This window comes from uncultured Ralstonia sp., assembly GCA_913056305.1.
Lineage (GTDB): Bacteria > Pseudomonadota > Gammaproteobacteria > Burkholderiales > Burkholderiaceae > Ralstonia.
Genome location: CAJXMR010000106.1, coordinates 1 through 15,344 on the forward strand (window position 1 = coordinate 1; position 15,344 = coordinate 15,344).

The following is a 15,344-nucleotide window of genomic DNA, read 5'->3' on the forward strand; positions in this document are numbered from 1 at the left end:
TGACCAGACCGTGCATGCCGCGCAGCTGGTCCAGCGAAAACACGTTGAGGATGCGGAAGATGTCGGTCGGGTTGAGCAGCAGCAGATAGGCCAGCGCCTGCCCGCCGAACGAGCCACCGCTGGCCACCAGCAAGCCCAGCAGCAGCAGATCGAACACCAGCACAAAGCCGAACCACAGCGCGATGGCGAAACCCGAGGCGCGCGTACGCTCGCGACTGACGACCGACACGAACAACGCCAGGCTGAGGAAGACCAGCCCGAGCAGAATCGAACTGAGCACGAAACCCAGTGCCTGAAACAACCCCGCCCAGCCGAACTGCTGCCAGAGCAGCACGACCATCAGCGCAAAGCCGGCCAACGTCGACAACGTCAACGCCACCGCCAGCCCGAGGTACTTGCCTAGCAGCAGTTCCAGCCGCGTCACCGGCAGCGCCAGCAGCAGATCAAGTGAGCCGCGCTCGCGCTCGCCGACGATGGCGTCGAACCCCAGCAGCAAGGCGATCAGCGGGATCAGGTAGATCACCAGGCTGACCAGGCTGGTGATGACGAACTCGATGGAACGCGGCCCGAGCGTGCCCTGCTCGGCCCCGCCAAAGTAGCTGATCACCAGCGAGAACACCGCGAACACGGCCGCCACCGCGAGCACCCAGCGATTGCGCAAACGGTCGCGCAGCTCCTTGGCGGCCAGGGTGGCGACCTGTCTGCATTCGATGCCGATCATGCTGCCACCTCGCGCAATCCGAAGAACACATCTTCCAGCGACGGCTCGTGGATCTGCAGATCGAGCAGGCGCCCGCCCAGCGGCTGCAGCGCTGCCAGTGCGTGCATCTTGAGGGCACGCCGGCAGCGCAGGGTCATGTCTTGGTCCGCGTGCCCGTCCTCGATCTCGATACCCTGCGCGCGCAGTGGCGCCAGCTGCTGCCAGAAGGCCGCGCGCGTGCCGGCTTCGACGCGCAAGGCGAGCGTCAACGGCAGGTCGGCTTGCTCGCGCAAGGCGGCGACACTGCCCAGCGCAAGGATACGGCCGTCGGCCAGGATGGCGAGGCGATCGATGCGCTGCTGCAATTCGGCCAGGATGTGGGAGGTGATCAGGATCGTGACACCCTGCTCACGCAGCGTCTGCAGCATGGCGTAGAAGTCGTGGATGGCTGCCGGATCGAGCCCGTTGGTGGGCTCGTCGAGAAACAGCACGCGCGGCGTGCCCAGCAGTGCCTGCGCAAAACCGAGCCGCTGCCGCATGCCCTTGGAATACGCGCGCACCGGCTTGCCTCCCGCACTCGCCAACCCGACCCGCGCGAGCAGCGCCTCGCAATCGGCCAGCGGCGCCCCCTTGAGCCGGGCGAAGAAGCGCAGGGTTTCCAATCCGCTCAGGTTGTCGTAAAGCACGAGGTTTTCAGGCAAGTAGCCGATCTGGCGACGCGCCGCCCTGAACGCCCGCGCGCGCACCGAAGCGCCCGCCACGCAGATGTCCCCCGCGCTGACGGGAATCAGCCCGAGCATCATCTTGAACAACGTGCTCTTGCCGGCGCCGTTGTGGCCGATGAGGCCGAACACCTCGCCGTAGCCGACGTCCAGATCGACACCATCAACGGCGCGGACAGCGCCGTAGTGTTTGCTGACGCCGCGCAATGCGATGGCGGCGCGCTCAGTAGGGTCAAGGCTGTCGGTCACGCCAGGTGCTCCAATGCTTGTTGACGGGTTGCATGCGCGGGTAGGCATCGACGACGCTCGGCACCCGCAGGACAGGGAACTGCCGGCTCACGAAGCGCAGCGCCTGCACCGCCGGGCTGGCCAGCAGCATCTGAACGCCGGGGTAGCGCCAGATCAGCCGGTCGACCACGTCGTTGGCTTCGTAGGGCACATCGCCGATGCCGTCACCGTCGCGGTCCCAGCCCAGGTAGTCGCTCCAGAAGTTGCCCTGCGTGCGCTCGGCCGGCGTACGGCCACCCCATGGCTCGTCACGCGACCCCACGTAACGCACCTGCTCGCGGTTGCCGATGAAGTCGTTGCCTTGCACCACGTTGCGCGTCGACCCGGCCGAGAGATGCACGCCAGTCTGGTTGCCGATGATCAGGTTGCCGCGCAGCTGCGTGTATTCCACGTCGTAGATGAAGAAGCCGCGGTCGTTGTCGGCCACGACGTTGTTCTCCACCCGCGAGTCCTGGATGGTGCGCAGCATGATGCCGTGGTCGGCGTTGCCCCAGGTGCGGTTGTTGCGCACGACTTGGTCGCGCACTTCCATGAGCGCCAGCCCGCCGCGGTTGTTGTAGCTGTCGTTGTCCTCCCACAGGTTGTAGTAGGAGTTCATGTAGTGCGTGCCGTAGCGGCTGTGGTGCAGGCGGTTGCCCTTGAAGATCGCGTGGTGCGATACGTCCACATAGAGCGCGTCCCGCACGAAGCTGATGTTGTTGCCGATGATGCGGGCGCCCTGCGTGTTGTACAGCTCGACGCCGTTGCCGCGCTGCGCGGAGTTGTAGTCGCGCTTGCCGGTGATGGTGTTGTACTCGACACGCACATCATTGGCCTTCTCGATCCACAGCCCGAACAGGTTGTAGGTCAGGTCGCAATGGCGCACCACCGTTCGGTGCGCGCCGGGCAGGATGTTGATGCCGGCGTTCTGGTCTTTCAGGCTGTCGCCGGAGTCGCGCACGATCAAGCCCTCGATCACCACGTCCGGGGCAGACACCCGCACGGTATCGCCATGCTGGCCGCCGCTGAGCGTGGGGCGATCCAGCCCGCGCAGGGTCAGCGCCTTGTTGATGACGAAGTTGCCGACGAAGCTGTCGCCGAAGTTGCCGTTATACGCGGCACGCTCGATTTCCAGCACGTCGCCCGCATGCGCGGCGTCGATCGCGGCCTGCAGTGACTGCCCCGGCCGAACGCGCAGCGTGGCGGCCTGCGCGCTCGTCAGCCATCCAGCCAGGAGAAGCAGTATCGGCAACCACCTCATACCAGCAGCAGCCCCAGCGCCTTGAGGGTCAGGAACAGCACGGCGCCGATCAGCAGGTTCTTGAAGCCGACATAGCTGAGCATGTCCATCACGCTCGCGCGGCGGTAGTTGCCCTGCCACCATGGGCCGTCCTTGACGTAGCGCCGGCCCGCCAGGCGGATCAGCACTTCATAGACGCTCCAGCCGAACCACCACGCGATGACGGCGCCGGATGAGAGCTGCCCCATGGCCGCCAGCACCCACGCCACGCTCACCGCCAGCGCCAGGGAGATGCCGGCGATCTGCAGCGCGCGCGCCGAGGCCCAGCCCTCGCTGCTCCACGGCCAGAGGTGGTCGCGCAGCTCCAACATGAACCAGCGCAGGTCGCGCTCTTGTACCTGTCTCGGCAGGAACACCCGGTCGGTCGGCATGCGCGGGTCCAGGCCCTGCGCCACGCGTGGGTTGATGGGCGTCGTGGGCACCAGCTGGATCGGAATGAAATAGCCATCCTTGCCGATTGGCGTGATTTCCAGGCCGTCGCGCTCGCGGCGCTTGCGCTCCTTGGCCAGCGGCGGGCAGCCCTTGACGTCGGTGTACAGGACCATGCAGTCCAGGCAGTGCAGGCATTCGCGATGGTCGATGCGCCCGTCGGCATCGATCGCCTGCGAACCGCAGCCCACGGCACACGCCTTGCAGCTGTTGCAGTCCTGCTTGCGACGCAGGCCGAACCAGCGGAAGGTGCTCGGCATGGCGAGCGCCGCGCCGAGCGGGCAGATGTACTTGCAGTACGGCCGCTCGACAAACAGCGACACCCCCAGCAGCGTGCAGACGAACAGCCCATACGGCCACGCACGATGGCTGATGCTGACCAGGAAGGTGGTCTTGAACGGTTCCACCTCGGCCAGCTTCTCGGCCAACCCCATCGAGAACATCGACACCGTCAGCAGGCCAAAGAAGATGGCGTACTTCAGCCATTTCAGCCGGTCGTGCCAGGCGCGCGGCAACTGGCGTTGCCAGCGCTTGAAACCGAGCTTCGCGCCGATCTTGTAGATCGCCTCCGACAGCGAGCCGAACGGACACAGCCAGCCGCAGAACAGCCCGCGCCCGAACAGGAACACCGTCAGGATGATGAAGATCCAGAAGCAGAAGATGAACGGATCGGTCAGGAACAGCGACCACGTCCACTGGAACAGCAGCGAGTGGAACCACGTCAGCACCTGCGTGATCGACGGCTGGGCCATCGCCCCGAAACCGACAAAGCCAATGCTCAGGGCCCAGGCGCTGTACTTGAAGGCGTTGACCGGCCACTTGTTCTTGTGGGTCGCGCGGCGCGTCAGGCGCTCGCGCAGGGCATACACCACGCCCACCGCCAGCAGCAGACCGACGAACAGCGCGATCTGCGGGGCGCGCGTGCGCCAGACCCGCCGCCACGGCGCATCCGGCTCGTCGACGTGCGGGCGCCCGCCCTGCAGCAGCGCGGCGGGCAGCCAGTACGGAGCATCGAAGGTGACGAAGCTGCGTGTGCCGGTTGCGCGGTCGACCCGATTGCCGAGGAACGACAGCTTCCACGGATACGCGGCCGAGAACGCCGGCGAGCGCACCACGAAGATGGCTGACTCGGTAAAGGTCGGCGCACCTTCTGCCGCCAAGCCATAGAGATTCAGGTAGTCCGAATCGCGGAAGGTGAACGAGTCCGCGCCCTGCTTGATCTGGATGCGATCGTAGATGCCGCCGCGCACGAAGCCGGACCCCTTGAACGAAGCCGCGCCCGCCGTGCGGATCACAAAGAAGGCGTGCTCTTCGGGCTTGAGCTGCGCGCGCAGATCGTTCCAGGCTTGCTGGCCCAGCAGGCTCGCCCCCAGGTCCGGATGGTTGAGATCGCCGAACCACAGTTCGATGAAGGGTTCCGACGCGCGCTCAAGCCCGAGCTGTTCAGGCCGGATCAGCAAGCGCTGCACGCTGCCTTGTTTGACGAGGTCCGCCCAGCTTGCGCGCTGCCCGGTCTGCGCATAGCGCGCGGGCTCATGCCGGGTGGGCGCCACGATGCCCACCTGCCGCGCGACGGCAGACGTCGCGGTGGTCAGCACTTGGTTCTGGGCGATCACCGTCACGGTGGCGCCGGAGATGGCGTCGACCCCCAGCACACCCTCGTCCGGTCGCGATTGCCCGACCTCGATCTTGTCCTTGACCGACTTGCCGATGTACTGCTTGTTGAAGTTCAGCAGCGCCGATTCCGGAATCCCCAGCAGCAGGATCGGCTCGGAATGCTTCAGCACCTTGATGCCGACATAGCGCCCTTGCCTGTCCATGCCGATCAGTGTCACCACAGGCTTGCCGGAATAGGCGGGAATGTCGGTGATGTCGGTGGACAGCATCACGTAGCCCAGCAGCGGCGCCTTGCCGCCCGCCTTGTCGCCCGCCTTGTCGCCCGGTGCCGGGCCATAGGCTTCCACATAGGGCGGCTGCCCCATGCGTTCGGAAAAACGCGCGGCACCAGGAAACACATCAGCGCACGGCACCAGCGCACACAGATCCTTGGCCTCGGCCAGGTTGGCCGGCAACTCGGCCTCATAGGCGCCACGGCCGGCCAGTGCCGGTTGCATGCCCATGAACAGGAACAGGAACAGAAAAAACGCGGCCACTCGGGCCGCGAACCCCTGATTTCTAGATGGCATCTTGCGGTTCATCGGCGCGTGCACCGGAAGCCGGCACACGCGCGCCTCTTGGCAGACTTAGGGACGCTCGGACTCAGGCCTCAACGATCATGCGGCTGCGCATTTCCAGGTGCAGTGCATGGCAGAAATGCGTGCAGTAGCACCAGAACACGCCCGGCTTGTCGGCAATGAAGGTGACCGACGCGGTCTCCTGCGGGTTGACGATGAAGTTGATGTTGTATTTGGGAATGGCGAAGCCGTGCGTCAGGTCCTCCACCTTGTCGAGGTTGGTGAGGATCAGCGTGACCTCGTCGCCCTTCTTCAGCTTGAACTCGCGCAGGCTGTAGGCCGGTGCCTGCGAGGTCAGCCGCACCGTCACCTTCTTGCCGTTGCGGACCACGCCGGATTGCTTCGGGTCCTTGGTGGCCAGCGGGAAGTCATCCAGCGAGTAGATCTGCTTCGGATGCAGCAGCTCACGCTTGAAAATGATGAAGTCGTGCGGCTCGCTGCGGATCGGGTGGTCTTGCAGCAGCACCATCTTCTCGCCGGAGATGTCGATAAACTGCTCGTTCTCGGGGTGCAGCGGACCGACCGGCAGGAAGCGGTCCTTGGAGAACTTGCAGCCGACGGCGAGGAATTTCCCGTCGGCCGCCACGGTCTCGGACTGCGAGGCGTTCAGGTGGCCCGGCTGGTAGTGCACGTCCAGGCGGTCGACCACGTACTTGGCGTTCTTGTCGCCCTTGTGGAACTTGATCGCCGAGTCGATGTTCCACTTCACGATCTGGCTGTCGAGGAACAGCGTGGTGTAGGCGTTGCCGCGTCCATCAAAGGCGGTATGCAGCGGCCCCAGACCCAGCTCGACCTCCGCCACGATGGCGTCGTCGATCTTGGCGAGCTTGCCGTCGAACCAGTCCAGCACGCGCGCCAGTTCGATCACCGTGGCAGTGGGCGACAGCTTGCCCGCGCAGATGAAGTACTTCTGGTCGGGGCTGGCGTTGACGCCGTGCGGATTCTTCGGCACCGACACATAGGCGGTCAGCGCGGCCTTCGGGTCCTGGTTGGCGGCGTGCGTACCGTCCACCACCGGCACCTTGGAGTCGCCGATGGTCTTGAACTTACCGGCCTTGACCGCCTCTTCGATGCGGGCGACGTTGAAGAACAGGCAGGCGTCGCGCTCGGCCGACATCATGTCTTCATAGTGCACGCCCATCTCGGTGTTGTACTGGTTGGTCGCGGCCAGCTTGCCGTCGTACGACGAGGCGACCAGATCGCAGTTGCCGTCGATCAGTACCTGCCAGCGCACCTCCATGCTCTCGGCATCCACGCAGGTGAACAGCGAGTGGTACTTGGTCGGGTCATCGATACCGGCGGTGTTGGGCAGCGGAATGGCGAATTCGCCGCCGCAGAACACGCGTGTCGTGTAGTTGATCTTCGGGTCAACCGGGTCGCGCTTGTCCGGGAAGATGCCGTGGAAGCCCTGCACGTTGGGCAGCTCGGTGATCTTGTCGCAGATGAAGTAGTCGAGCCGCACGCGCCCCAGGCGCGAGTTGATCTTGTCGTTGATCCACGCGTAGCGGCCGTCGTAGTTGCCGTCCTTGTAGGACGCGTGGACGTGGTGGGTATCGCCCACCGTGTACCGCAGATTGCCGTCGGGCTTGGTGCCCATCACCTTCTTCGATTCGTTGGTGATGCCCCAGCCGACCAGCGCATCCGGCACGAACATCGGAATGCGATGGATCTCGCGGCCCGAGGGCATGCCCATGACGCGCATGTCGCCGGTATGGCCGCCGCTCCACAGGCCGTAGTAGGTATCCAGCTCACCGGGCTTCGGGTGCAGGCCAGCAATCGTGTGCTCCGCGCCCGTGGCTGCGGCGCCTGATGCTGCGCTGGCTGCGGCAGCTGGCGTGGCCGGTGTGCCCTTGTCGGTGCAGGCCACGACCGTCGCCAGCCCGGCCAGCGCGGCGGTGTTCATGAAGCGCCGTCGCCCCGGCACGCTGGGCGTTTCGTCCTGCTGTGTGGATGGCGAATCTTGGTGCTTGCTCATCATCGGTCCTTGAATCGGTTTTCATAAAGCCGGACTGGAAGACGCCGGCTGATTTCTACGCATTGACCCTTTCGGCATGTCGAATCTTCGGGTCACCGTTCCCTGGACCAATTGACTTTCGTCACACATTTAACAAATACGCATTTTTTATGCATCTTTGAAGAAGCGGAACGGACAGAATGCGAGACATGTTCATTTCCTGAACTCGCGCCGACTCAAGGAGATCCCCATGCGCACGAAAACCACCCTATGCCTGATGCTGATTTGCAGCGCCGTCCTGGCAGCTTGCGGACAGAAGGAAGAGGCCGCGCCAGTTGCCGCCGCTGCGCCCGCCCCTGTGCAGACCAGCGCGGCGCCCACGGTTGCGGCTGCCACGGCAGCCCCCGAGAACGCACTCGGCAAGCGCACCTTCGGCAACGTCTGCTCCATGTGCCATGCCGCGGGTGTGGCCGGCGCACCCAAGCCGGGCGACAAGTCCGACTGGGGGCCGCGCATCGCCCAGGGCAAGGACACGCTGTACAAGCACGCGCTGGAAGGGTTCAACGGCAACAAGGGATCGATGCCTGCACGCGGCGGTTCGACCTTGCCCGACGACGCCATCAAGGCGGCGGTGGACTACATGGTGGCGCAATCGCAGTAATGCCATGCGCACCTTGGCTCCTACCAACCCTGGCCGGCGGCGCTGCCTAGCCGGCGTGCCCCTGCTCGCGGTCGGCTTGTTCGTGCGGCCGGCGCTGGCCAATCCATCCGTCCAGCATGCGTCGCGCCGGCTGCTCGGTACGCAGGTCGACATCGTGGCGCAGGGCGCGATGCCCGGTGCCGCGGCGCCGGCTATCGACGCCGCCTTTGCCGAGATGGCGCGGCTCGAACGGCTGATGAGCCGCTACTGCCCGGACAGCCAGGTCAGCGCGCTCGCGCGTGCCGCCGGACAGAACCCCGTGCCGGTCGCGCCAGAGCTGCTGTCGGTGCTCAAGCATGCCGCCCGGATCTCCGCGCAAAGCCAGGGCGCCTTCGACATCACCATCGGCGCGTTCTCCGGCTGGAACTTCGATCCGGGCCAGGGCCAGATGCCGAGCCGCGCCGAGCTGGCGCGCGAGCAGCGGCTGGTCAACTACCGCGACATCGTCCTCGACGAGACGCAAGGCAGCGCCTATCTTCGACACCCCGGCATGAAGCTCGACCTGGGCGGCATTGCCAAGCTACCGATCCTGCAAGCGGGCATGCGCGTGCTGCGGCTGCACGGCGTACATGACGCGATGATCAACGGCGGCGGCGACGTGCTCGTCAGCGGGCAGCTCCAGGGCCACGACTGGCGGGTCGGGCTGCGCGACCCGCGCGCACCCGAGCGGCTGCTCGGCGTGGTGGCGCTCAGTGACGGCGTCGTAGCGTCGTCGGGAGACTACGAGCGTTGCTTCGTCCGCAACGGCCAGCGCTACCACCATATCCTCGACCCCAAGACCGGCCTGCCCACGCATGGCCTGCACGGCGTCACCCTGGTTGCGCGCAACGTCGACGACGTCAACGGACTCGGCGCCGCCATCATGGTGACCGGCGCGGCGGCGGGGCGCCGTCTGCTGACGCCGCGCCCGGGTGTGGATGCGTTGATTGCGGGGGCCGCGCCGCAACCGTGGATGTCCACCGGTATGGCGGCGCGCCTGCAGACGTGAAGTCATGACGCAGCGCATGGTCTCGGCAAGCGATCCGGGCTACGCTCGCGTATCCTGACCAATACGATCCACGTCTGCCGCGACCACCGGGCAGACGCTCACTGGAGTTGCCATTGACCCGAGTCCTGCCTGCCTTTGCACTGGGTACGCTCAGCCTGATCCTGCTGGCACTGAACACGCTGTTCTGGTGCGTGCCGCTGTTCATGCTCTCCGCACTCAAGCTGCTGATTCCGGCCACGGCGCTGCGCCGACGCATTGACCCCGCCCTCAATTGGGTCGCCACGCGCTGGATCACCTGCAACGACGTCTGGATCGGCCTGCTGCAGCGCGAACCCTGGACCGTGGAAGGCGCCGACAACCTGCGCTACGCCGGCTGGTACCTCGTCAATTGCAACCACCGCTCCTGGGTCGACATCTTTGTGCTCCAGCGGGTGCTGAACCGGCGCATCCCGCTGCTGAAGTTCTTCCTCAAGCAGCAGCTGATCTATGTGCCGGTGATCGGCCTGGCCTGGTGGGCGCTGGATTTCCCGTTCATGCGGCGGCATTCCAAGGCGGCGTTGCGCAAACACCCGGAGCTGCGTAACCAGGACCGGGACACCACGCGGCGCGCCTGCTCCAAGTTCGCCGAGGTGCCGACCAGCGTCATGAACTTTGCCGAAGGCACGCGTTACACCCCGGCCAAGCATCGCGCGCAGTCCTCTCCGTACCGCCACCTGCTCAAACCCAAGGCCGGCGCGCTGGCACTGGCGCTCAACGCCATGGGCGAGCAGTTCCAGGCGCTGCTGGATGTCAGCATTGCCTATCCGGACGGCACGCCCAGCTTCTGGACGCTCGCCAGCGGCCGCGCTGGCCGCGTGATGGTGCATATCCGCGAGCTGCCGATTCCGGCCGGGCTCTGCGCCGGCGACTACAGCGCCGATGCGGCCTTCCGCGGCGAGTTTCACCGCTGGCTTACACAGCTATGGGAGGAGAAGGACGCGCGGATCGAGGCCATGCTGCTGCAGGCCGCGCGTTGAAGAAGCGATGCCGGCCAACTGCGCCGGCACGCATTGAACCGTGACGCCAGCGCCCCCTCTACGCGAGGGCCCGGCGACAGGGACTTAGAAGCCCAGGCTTTCCAGCAGGTCGTCGACCTGCTCCTGGTTGGCGACCACGTCCGGGTGGTCCGGATTGATCTGCGGGCCGTTGAGCAGCGACGAGCTCGCTTCCACGCGCAGGTGTTCCGGCGCGTTGTCGAGCAGGATGCCAACGAGCTGGCTTTCGATCAGCTGGACCACGTCCAGCACCTTCTTGATCACCTGGCCGGTCAGATCCTGGAAGTCCTGGGCCATCAGGATTTCCATCAGTTGCTGGTTGGTGTCGCGCGTCTTTTCCGGAACGCTGCGCAGGAAGCCGTTGGTCTGGCCGACCAGCTCACGGATTTCCTCATCGCCCAGCTGGCGGTCCATCCACGATTGCCAGCGGTTGACCAACGCCTCGGCGTCGGATTCCAGCGCGTCCTGCACCGGACGGGCCGCGTCGATGGCGTTGAGCACGCGGGTGGCCGCCTGCTCGGTCATGTTGGCGATGTAGTTCAGGCGGTCGCGCGCGTCGGGGATGGCCGACGCAGCCTTCTCCACGCCCTTGTCCAACCCCAGCTCACGCATGCTCTCGTGCAGCATGCGCGTGAGGTGGCCGATACGCTGCAACATCTCCGGCATGTCGCTACGGTCTACGCCCTCCGCGGCCGGTGCGTGGGCGCCGTCGTGCATTTCGCTCATCACGCCCCCGCTTTTTCCATTTTCTCGAAGATCTTGCCCAGCTTTTCGTCCAGCGTAGCGGCCGTGAAGGGCTTGACCACGTAACCATGGGCGCCAGCCTGGGCGGCGGCGATGATGTTTTCCTTCTTGGCTTCGGCCGTGACCATCAGCACCGGCAGCTTGCTGATGGCGGGGTTGGCGTCGGCGCGGATGGCCTGCAGCATCTGCAGGCCGTCCATATTGGGCATGTTCCAGTCCGAGATCACGAAATCGAACCGGCCTTCCTTGACCTTGGCCAGGCCGGCGGCGCCGTCTTCGGCCTCGTCGACATTGGCAAAGCCGAGTTCCTTGAGCAGGTTACGCACGATCCGGCGCATCGTCGGGAAATCGTCGACGACGAGGAATCGGTACTGGCTCTTGTCCATGGACACAATCTCCGCAAACTAACTGAATTGGGGGGTTTTCGGGCTACCTTGGCAGTGTTATCGGCCACTGGCCCTGTTTCTTGAGCACATGTTATCAGCCAAGTGCTCACCGGGCGGCACCGGAACGCCTCGGGGCGCTCGACAGCCGCGCCCCGACACGCTTTGCAGGCAGGACTGCGCTCAAACCCGCGTCACACGGCCATGCGCCGACAGCTTGGCCAGCACGTGTTGCCCGATCTCGGACAGCGGCAGCACCTCGTGCACACCGCCGTGGGCCACGGCCTCCTTGGGCATGCCGTAGACCACGCACGAGGCCTCGTCCTGGGCCACGTTATAAGCGCCGGCGTTGCGCATTTCCAGCATGCCGGCCGCGCCGTCCTTGCCCATGCCGGTCAGGATCACCCCCAGCGCGTTGGCGCCGGCATTGCGCGCCGCCGAGCGGAACAGCACGTCCACCGCCGGGCGGTGGCGGTTGACCGGCGGCCCCTGGTCAAGCTCGGTGACGTAGTTGGCGCCGCTGCGGCCCAGCGACAGGTGCATGTCGCCCGGGGCGATGTAGGCGTGGCCGGGCAGCACGCGCTCGCCATGCGCGGCCTCTTTCACGCGGATGCGGCACAGGCCGTCCAGCCGCTTGGCGAACGAGGTGGTGAAGCCGGCCGGCATGTGCTGCACGATCAGGATGCCGGGGCAGTCGGGCGGCATCTCCAGCAGGAATTCCTTGATGGCCTCGGTGCCGCCGGTGGAAGCGCCGACGATGATCAGCTTTTCCGTCGACGAGAAATGGGTACGGGCCGCTGCCGGCGCAGGCGCATGGGCGGGTGCGTGGCCAGTTGCGCCGGGCTCCGCGCGAACGTGTGCGACATGTGCCGGCGCAGGCGCGACGGCGGGTGCCGCTGCACGCGGACGCAGCTTGGCCCGGGCCGCCGCGCGAATCTTGTCGGCGATCTGGTCGGCGTATTCGTTCATGCCATCGCGCATGCCCAGCTTGGGCTTGGCGACGAAATCCACCGCGCCCAGCTCCAGCGCGCGCAGCGTGGCTTCGGAGCCGCGCTCGGTCAGCGAGGAGATCATCACCACCGGCGTCGGGCGCAGGCGCATGAGCTTTTCCAGGAAGTCGAGGCCGTCCATCTTCGGCATTTCGACGTCCAGCGTCAGCACGTCCGGATTGGTCTGCTTGATCAGGTCACGCGCGATGATCGGGTCCGGCGCCACGCCAACCACTTCCATATCGGGCTGCGCGTTGATGATTTCCTTCAGGATGCTGCGGATCAGTGCGGAATCGTCGATGCACAGCACCTGGATCTTGCGTTTGTCGTTCATGTTATTGGGGGGGGCAAGTACAGGAATTACGTAAACAGTTGCAGGCGCGAGCCAGCAGGCTTGGCCGTGATGGATTTCGACAGCTTGTTGGCGTATTGGGCCTCGCTGTCCAGCTCGGCCGCGGAGGCTTGCGAGCGCAGCTTGCGCACCATGATCTGGCCGGTGGACGGCACGAAGTACACCTTGCGCGGGTGCACGTCGAAGAGGTCCTTGGCGGCCACGGGCAGGCCTTCGGCGCGCAGGAATTCGAGCACGAACCTGCCGTTGCGCTCGCCCACATCCAGCGTGCTCATGCCGGCCAGCACGGCGGCGCCGCCAAACACCTTGATTTCCAGGTGCTCGCGGCGGGCGCCGGCGCGGTAGAGCTGGTTGAGCAGCACTTCCATGGCATGCGTGCCGTAGCGCATCGATGGCGACAGGATCGATTCGGACTCGTTGCGCGAGGGCAGCATGAAGTGGTTCATGCCGCCGATGCCCAGGATCTTGTCGCGCACGCAGGCCGACACGCACGAGCCGAGCACGGTCACCAGCATCAGGTCTTCGGTGGTGACGTAGTACTCGCCGGGCAGCACCTTCATGGCGCGGCGGCTGAAGGTGGTGTCGTAATAGGCGTGGGTGCTGGCGGCGGACTGCGCCAGCGTGGCCATGGCACCGGCCGTCATGCCGCTGTCGCTGCGCATGGCATCGGCCATGGCGGCGCGCGGGACGTCCTTCTTGCCGAATTCGATCATCGCGCCCCCGTCAGTTTCGCCCGGATCTCGGGCGCGATTTCATAGACCGTCTTGCCGCGCAGCGACCAGGCCTTGGTCACCTGCAAGAAGCTCTCCGAGTGGCCGGCAAACAGCAGGCCGTCCGGCTTCATCACGTCGACAAAGTGCTCCAGGATCTTGGCCTGGGTCGGCTTGTCGAAATAGATCATCACGTTGCGGCAGAAGATCACGTCAAACTTTTGCGACAGCGGCCAGTCGCGGTCGAGCAGGTTGATCTGGCGGAAGTCGATCATGGCCTGCAGCTCGGGCCGCACGCGGGCGTAGCCCTCCTGCTTGCCGGTGCCGCGCAGGAAATACTTCTTGAGGCGGTCGGCGGACAACGCCGCCACCCGCTCCATCGGGTAGATGCCGGCGCGGGCGCGCGCCAGCGCATTGGTATCCACGTCGGAGGCGACCACGCTCACCTGCCCCGGGTTCATGGAGCCGAAGGTCTCGGCCAGGGTGATGGCGATCGAGTACGGCTCTTCGCCAGTCGAAGAGGCTGAGCACCACACGCTGAACGGCGTGCGCTTGGCCTTGGCGTGCTCGGCCAGCAGCGGAAAGTGGTGCTGCTCGCGAAAGAACGCGGTCAGGTTGGTGGTGAGCGCGTTGGTAAAGGCCTCCCACTCGTCGGGCAGGTGGCCGTTTTCCAGCGCGTCGAGGTAATCGCGGAACGAGCCCAGGTTGACCACGCGCAGGCGGCGGGCCAGGCGGCTGTAGACCATCTCGCTCTTGCGGTCGGACAACGAGATGCCGACGCGGCGATAGATCAGGCTGCGGATGCGGGAAAAATCTTCCGCCGTGAACGAAAATTCGCGCGACGCGAGCGTCGGTGAAACTGGCGCCAAGGTTTGTGCCATTGGATAACTACCCCGTAATTGCGCGAGTCTTGGTGCCCGCTTTCAGTCATTAGGCGGGCACCGCTGCCGGTGCCACGCCGTGTCGGTTACTGCGGATCTGGGCGAGGCGCCGGCGTCAGAAGGTGCTCCAATCTTCATCATCGGCAGAAGCAGCACCCAGCTTGAGGGCTGGCGCTGCAGCGACCGCCGAAACCGCCGCGGCCGCCACGGGTGCAACCAACGAATGCGCCTCATGATGCACTTCTTGCGCCGACTCAGCCGCCGCAACAGGTGCTTCGGCCGGCGCTTCGACCGACGCCTTGGGGGCCGCCTCCTGCGTGACCGACTTGCCCGATTTGCCCGACTTTCGAGAGGCAATCGCACGCGCCACCGAGCGCACCACCTCGGTCTTCTTCGCTGGGCGAACCTCGCTGCGCGTGGCCGGCATGACGCGGGCGGCCGGCGCAGCCAGCTCAGCCGATGCGTCGGTGCGGAACGCGGCCACCGCGCTGCGCAGCAGTTGCGCCTGCTCTTCCAGCGACAGCGCCGCCGCAGCAGCCTGCTCCACCAGCGCCGCATTCTGCTGCGTGACCTCATCCATCTGGTTCACGGCCTGGTTGACCTGCTCGATGCCGGAGCTTTGCTCGTCCGATGCAGCGGAAATCTCACCCATGATGTCGGTCACGCGCTTCACGGCCACCACCACTTCCTGGATCACCGCGCCGGCTTCGGTCACCAGTGCGGAGCCATTGCGCACGCGGCCCACCGAATCGCCGATCAGCGCCTTGATCTCCTTGGCCGCGCCCGCCGAGCGCTGCGCCAGGCTGCGCACCTCGCCCGCCACCACCGCGAAGCCACGGCCCTGCTCGCCGGCACGCGCTGCTTCCACGGCGGCGTTCAGCGCGAGGATGTTGGTCTGGAAGGCAATGCCTTCGATCACGCCGATGATGTCGGCGATCTTCTTGCTGCTGTCGTTGA

General features: G+C 65.7%; 14 protein-coding genes. 3 read left to right on the forward strand and 11 right to left on the reverse strand.

Annotated features, from left to right (window positions below):
- The 5 genes from QZ609_RS16225 to nosZ form a co-directional block, all read right to left on the reverse strand.
- Positions 1-721 (reverse strand): ABC transporter permease subunit (locus QZ609_RS16225; protein ID WP_295496935.1); only part of this gene is annotated, 721 nt, incomplete at its 3' end.
- On the reverse strand, positions 718-1,671 hold the full coding sequence (locus QZ609_RS16230) for an ABC transporter ATP-binding protein (RefSeq protein ID WP_295496937.1): 954 nt from the start codon (positions 1,669-1,671) through the stop codon (positions 718-720). The genes QZ609_RS16230 and QZ609_RS16225, both read right to left, overlap by 4 nt.
- Positions 1,655-2,950 (reverse strand): nitrous oxide reductase family maturation protein NosD, encoded by a 1,296-nt coding sequence (locus tag QZ609_RS16235; protein ID WP_295496940.1) that lies wholly within the window; start codon positions 2,948-2,950, stop codon positions 1,655-1,657. Before QZ609_RS16235 ends, QZ609_RS16230 begins: the two co-directional genes overlap by 17 nt.
- A complete protein-coding gene (locus QZ609_RS16240; protein ID WP_295496971.1) occupies positions 2,947-5,604 on the reverse strand; it encodes a NosR/NirI family protein in 2,658 nt (885 codons plus the stop codon). Before QZ609_RS16240 ends, QZ609_RS16235 begins: the two co-directional genes overlap by 4 nt.
- 73 nt (positions 5,605-5,677) lie before the next feature.
- Positions 5,678-7,630 carry a TAT-dependent nitrous-oxide reductase gene (gene nosZ / locus QZ609_RS16245; protein WP_295496943.1) on the reverse strand — a complete coding sequence of 651 codons (1,953 nt, stop codon included), beginning with the start codon at positions 7,628-7,630 and terminating at the stop codon, positions 5,678-5,680.
- Between the two features lie 226 nt (positions 7,631-7,856).
- On the opposite strand from nosZ, the gene QZ609_RS16250 reads away from it, so the two are divergent.
- The 3 genes from QZ609_RS16250 (at position 7,857) to QZ609_RS16260 (ending at position 10,310) form a co-directional block, all read left to right on the forward strand.
- Positions 7,857-8,267, forward strand: coding sequence for a c-type cytochrome (locus tag QZ609_RS16250; protein WP_295496946.1), 411 nt, complete (start codon positions 7,857-7,859; stop codon positions 8,265-8,267).
- A gap of 4 nt (positions 8,268-8,271) precedes the next feature.
- Entirely contained in the window at positions 8,272-9,294 is a 1,023-nt protein-coding gene (locus QZ609_RS16255) for an FAD:protein FMN transferase (RefSeq protein WP_295496949.1), read from the forward strand.
- A gap of 113 nt (positions 9,295-9,407) precedes the next feature.
- Complete coding sequence (locus QZ609_RS16260; RefSeq protein ID WP_295496952.1) at positions 9,408-10,310, forward strand: acyltransferase; 903 nt, start codon at positions 9,408-9,410, stop codon at positions 10,308-10,310.
- An 84-nt stretch (positions 10,311-10,394) separates the two neighbouring features.
- On the opposite strand, the gene cheZ is transcribed toward QZ609_RS16260, so the two are convergent.
- The 6 genes from cheZ to QZ609_RS16290 all read right to left on the reverse strand — a co-directional run.
- Positions 10,395-11,054: a protein phosphatase CheZ gene (gene cheZ, locus QZ609_RS16265; protein ID WP_295496956.1), complete on the reverse strand. Its 660-nt coding sequence runs from the start codon at positions 11,052-11,054 to the stop codon at positions 10,395-10,397.
- The gene (cheY, locus tag QZ609_RS16270; protein WP_295496959.1) at positions 11,054-11,458 is read right to left on the reverse strand and encodes a chemotaxis response regulator CheY; all 405 of its coding nucleotides are present in this window, start codon (positions 11,456-11,458) and stop codon (positions 11,054-11,056) included. Before cheY ends, cheZ begins: the two co-directional genes overlap by 1 nt.
- Before the next feature lie 180 nt (positions 11,459-11,638).
- Entirely contained in the window at positions 11,639-12,778 is a 1,140-nt protein-coding gene (locus QZ609_RS16275; RefSeq protein ID WP_295496962.1) for a chemotaxis response regulator protein-glutamate methylesterase, read from the reverse strand.
- Positions 12,779-12,804: 26 nt separating this feature from the next.
- Positions 12,805-13,425, reverse strand: coding sequence for a chemoreceptor glutamine deamidase CheD (cheD, locus tag QZ609_RS16280; RefSeq protein WP_295496974.1), 621 nt, complete (start codon positions 13,423-13,425; stop codon positions 12,805-12,807).
- An 80-nt stretch (positions 13,426-13,505) separates the two neighbouring features.
- A complete protein-coding gene (locus QZ609_RS16285) occupies positions 13,506-14,387 on the reverse strand; it encodes a CheR family methyltransferase (protein WP_295496965.1) in 882 nt (293 codons plus the stop codon).
- Positions 14,388-14,502: 115 nt separating this feature from the next.
- The coding region (locus QZ609_RS16290; protein WP_295496968.1) for a methyl-accepting chemotaxis protein at positions 14,503-15,344 on the reverse strand (842 nt) is incomplete at its 5' end.